This window comes from Mesorhizobium sp. M2A.F.Ca.ET.037.01.1.1 (assembly GCF_003998075.1).
In the GTDB taxonomy this organism is placed as follows: domain Bacteria; phylum Pseudomonadota; class Alphaproteobacteria; order Rhizobiales; family Rhizobiaceae; genus Mesorhizobium.
The window spans coordinates 1-3642 of the sequence record NZ_RZSA01000704.1 but is presented as its reverse complement, the minus strand read 5'-3'; the positions used below and the strand labels follow the sequence as shown (position 1 = coordinate 3642).

The 3642-nt window shown below is 60.3% G+C and carries 4 protein-coding genes; 2 read left to right on the top strand and 2 right to left on the bottom strand.

The annotated features are described in order from the left end of the window. Positions 1-173: 173 nt before the first annotated feature. Positions 174-1706, bottom strand: a complete 1533-nt coding sequence (locus tag EOA27_RS27340) for a phage tail protein (protein ID WP_127257722.1) — start codon at positions 1704-1706, stop codon at positions 174-176. Positions 1707-1966: 260 nt separating this feature from the next. On the opposite strand from EOA27_RS27340, the gene EOA27_RS43005 reads away from it, so the two are divergent. Then, on the top strand, positions 1967-2467 hold the full coding sequence (locus EOA27_RS43005) for a CatB-related O-acetyltransferase (RefSeq protein WP_281059482.1): 501 nt from the start codon (positions 1967-1969) through the stop codon (positions 2465-2467). A gap of 9 nt (positions 2468-2476) precedes the next feature. Continuing rightward, complete coding sequence (locus tag EOA27_RS27330; protein WP_126082997.1) at positions 2477-3370, top strand: hypothetical protein; 894 nt, start codon at positions 2477-2479, stop codon at positions 3368-3370. Positions 3371-3398: 28 nt separating this feature from the next. Here EOA27_RS27330 and EOA27_RS41625 read toward each other — a convergent pair. After that, a partial coding sequence (locus tag EOA27_RS41625; protein WP_210214175.1) for a hypothetical protein occupies positions 3399-3642 on the bottom strand: 244 nt, incomplete at its 5' end.

Here is a 3642-nt window from a genome sequence, read left to right as displayed (position 1 = left end):
ACGAAGAGGTTGACCTGTTCGAGCAGCAGAAGTTTCTCGGCCATGGGAGGCTTCCTTTTGCGAGGGTTTGGTGGTTCGGGCGAAGCCCGCAAGCCCGACCGGGCGTCGCGGCCTATGCCGCGCCCCGCCGGAGCCGCAGGCGGCAAAGCCGCCGGTGCGCGGCGTGAGGCAGATCAGGAGATCAGGTTCTGCCTGGCGATCAGTTCGTCGATCGTCGCCTGCAGGGCGGGCGCATAGGGCCGGCTGGTCATGGTCAGGCGGCGGAACACCGGCGCTTCCTCGAATTGCGCGTCGATATAGATGTGACCGGAGCGCAGATCCTGCGCGTTGTTGAGCTCCAGATCGAAGCGGCATTTGAAGCCAAGGATGTCGCCATTGGCTTCCGCCTTGGCGAGGATGTCGTGCACGGTGTTGACGACCGACTGGATGGTTTGGGTCGTCAGGTTGAACTTGCCGAGGAACTGGCGCAGCGTGCGCAGGCAGGTGAGCTCGATGAAGTCGCGGCCGCGCACCTTGTGATACTGCTGCCAGATCGTCTGGGCCGACAAATTGTCGGTGCCGATATAGACGAAGCCGCCCTCAGCGATGGCGAAGTCGTCGCCGCTGTCGCCGCGCACGATGATGCCCCCTTGAGCCGCGAGTATCTCCTGCCCTTCGGTCGAGCCGTCGGTGAGCGAGAAGCGGTAGTTCTGCTCGGGCCCGACGATGCCGTAGAGCGCCTGGTTCGCCCAGGAGCGGAACGGCCGGCCGTCATTCTCATAGTCGCGGCGCACGGCGACGCCGGCGATGCGCGGCGCGGCCGGCCGGGTGACGACATCGCCATCCTTGTCGATGCGCTTGACGCCGGGCGTGACCGGGATCAGGCGGTCCGACGACAGGGTCTCGCGCCATTGGGTGAAGGCGGAAAGGCCGTTCGGCCCGTCGACGATCGCCACGGCCAGGATCTTGTTCAGCACTTCGGGAAGCGCCGCGCAGACTGCATTGGCGAGTTCCTCGACCGTTGCGGTCGCGGTCGGCAGCACCTTGCCGGCATCGGCGCCGCCGCCGGTGAAGGTGACGTTGAGCGGCGCCGAGAGATAGGCGCCGGGATTGTCGATGACTAGCGAGGCCACCTTCTGCGCGTCGGGCCCGGTGCCCATGACGGCATGGGCGGTCGGCAGGACCTTGTTCGGATCGGCGCCGCCGCCGGTGAAGGCGACGGCCGGCGCCGCGGTCATGTTGGTCCCTTGCGTGGTGAGCGCAAGGCTGGTCAGCGCGCCAAACTGCTGGGTCGTGTAACCGGGCGTCATGATGAGGCGCGGGTAGACGCCGAGATCGGCGCCCGCATTGACGAAGGCGTTGATGCCGGTGCCGTTGACCGACGAGCCGACGATGTTGGCGATCGTCTCGGCGATATCATCGCCCTCGGCGACACGGTTGACGACGAGCTGGGCGGCAACCTGGTAAGGGCCGAGCTGCGCATTGATGCCTTCGACGGCGTCGATGAAGAGCGAATCAAGATCGCAAAGCGCCAGCTTCGTGCTGTCGTTGGAGTTCATGCGCACCGCGACGCCTTCGGGGAAAGCCGCGTCGAAAGCTTCCTGCGCGGCGGTGGCGGCCTTGGCGAAGGGCATGCAGATGCCGACGACGCTCATCAGCGCATTCGACGGCACCGCCGCCTCGTTGGCGTCGCGGCGGATCGTGATCCCGAAGACGGGGTCAGTCATGACAGTCTCTCCTGTGGTTGAGAAATGCGGGCATAAAATGAACCGCAGAGCGCGGGCAGCGACGCTGGAACGCTGTTTCGCTAGAGCGAAAAGGCCGTGACAAAGAATTCGTTATCTGTTGCTTGATCACGTGCCCCTAAGCTTTGAGCCAGGGGCTGTACCGACCTAACTGTGTGAGGTATCGACGCAGTATGGCGATGTTCCGAGAATTGCGAACTAAACTAGGCTTGCGAAAGCCGTACCCAGGCAGATACGTGACTGTGGGGCGCAAGACCTACGGCGTTGATGTCGCCAACGTTTTTCAAGCGACGGCCGAGGCGCCAGTTACGATTGGTAGCTATTGCTCTATCGCTGCCGGCGTATTGTTTATCGCTGCCGGCGAACATCCCATGTCGCTGGTGTCTACTTATCCTTTCGCAGGCGCCGACAGGGATCTCACCAAGGGGCCGATCACTGTCGGCAACGATGTGTGGATAGGCTCGCGCGCCATCGTGCTTTCCGGCGTCACCATCGGTCACGGAGCAATAGTTGGTGCTGGCTCGGTGGTCACGAAGGACGTGCCACCCTACGGAGTCGTTGCGGGCAACCCGGCGAGGTTGATCAGGCATCGGTTCGAGCCAGAAGTAATAGCCGATCTGCTTGCCATTCGGTGGTGGGACTGGAGCGACGACAAGATTGAAGCCGCCATGCCCGACTTCCACAATTCAGTCGCCGATTTCATCGCTAAGCACCAGAACGAGACTTTAACGCGGGTGACTTGAGAATCAGGCATGCCACGCTCTTTGGTGAAGTATTCTGCCCGTGAATGGCTGAGATTGCGGCCGGTCATCGATCGGAAGAATCACCTGCGCTACCAACTCCGCGAAGTGGCCGCCCTCACCAGGAACGCCCAACCTGTTCCGCTACCCCGCCTGCAAGGCCGAAAGGTGCTGATTACGATCAGCTTTAATGATCCTCAAGTGATCGACTGGCAAACCAAACTCATTGGGCGCTTTGTGCGTGACGCCATTCATGTCATTGCTGACAATTCATCGAACCTGTCAGCGCGCGACGAGATCCAAGAAATATGTCTTGCCGCTAACGTCGCGTTCGTCCCGGTACCGGGTAACCCGTGGTTGGGGAGCGAAAAGGAAGGTGGCAAATCACACGGCTACGCATTGAATTGGGCTTGGCAGAACATCATCCGTGAAAACCGGCCGCTGATGGCGGGCTTCCTGGACCACGACCTATTCCCTGTTGAACGAACAGATCCATTTCGGTTGTTGGAAGGGGCGGTCGTTGCCGGGTTGGTTCGCACAACTCCGGATCGTAGGTGGTACCTTTGGCCTGGCTTTGCTCTCTTCAACATGGGCAGGCTCGGCACAAGCCGCCTCAACTTCGGAAGGGATTGGCTCGACGACTTCGACACTGGTGGCCTCAACTGGCATCGTCTCTATCGCCACATCGACAGAAGAGACCTGGGTCAAGCGCGCCTCGAACGAGTTCCGGTGGCCCCCAACGTTCCTGTAGCCGATGCCCTCTTTGAGAGAATAGACGGATGGCTGCACGAAAGTCGCTTCACAACTGATATCAATATGGAGCCGACAAGGCGTCAGTATCTACTTGGCCTAAAGCGTAATCGCGTACTGGATACGTTGAAGGCCCTGCCTGCTCCGCCAACATAGAAACCATTGCCATCAACGAGAAATCTTGTCATGCCCATGCTCTTATGATGAGTTTCCAAGTCGATGAAGGGTTCGATTTATAACTATATCCGCCGGTTGCAGATAACATCACAAGACCATTTGCACCCATAACGACCTTGATATTAGTGGCATCAGGTCGCAAGCTCACGCCACGGCCGTCAGCGGCATCAGAAGCCCATGCGGCAAGCAGTATTTCCTCACCAGCAGAATAGCCACCATCCGCAGAGATACATGTGGCATATGCATGGTAG

Bases quoted from the DNA above. Each gene is read 5' to 3' on its own strand.
- EOA27_RS27330 (WP_126082997.1), top strand. From the start codon at position 2,477: ATGCCACGCTCTTTGGTGAAGTATTCTGCCCGTGAATGGCTGAGATTG.
- EOA27_RS27340 (WP_127257722.1), bottom strand. From the start codon at position 1,706: ATGACTGACCCCGTCTTCGGGATCACGATCCGCCGCGACGCCAACGAG.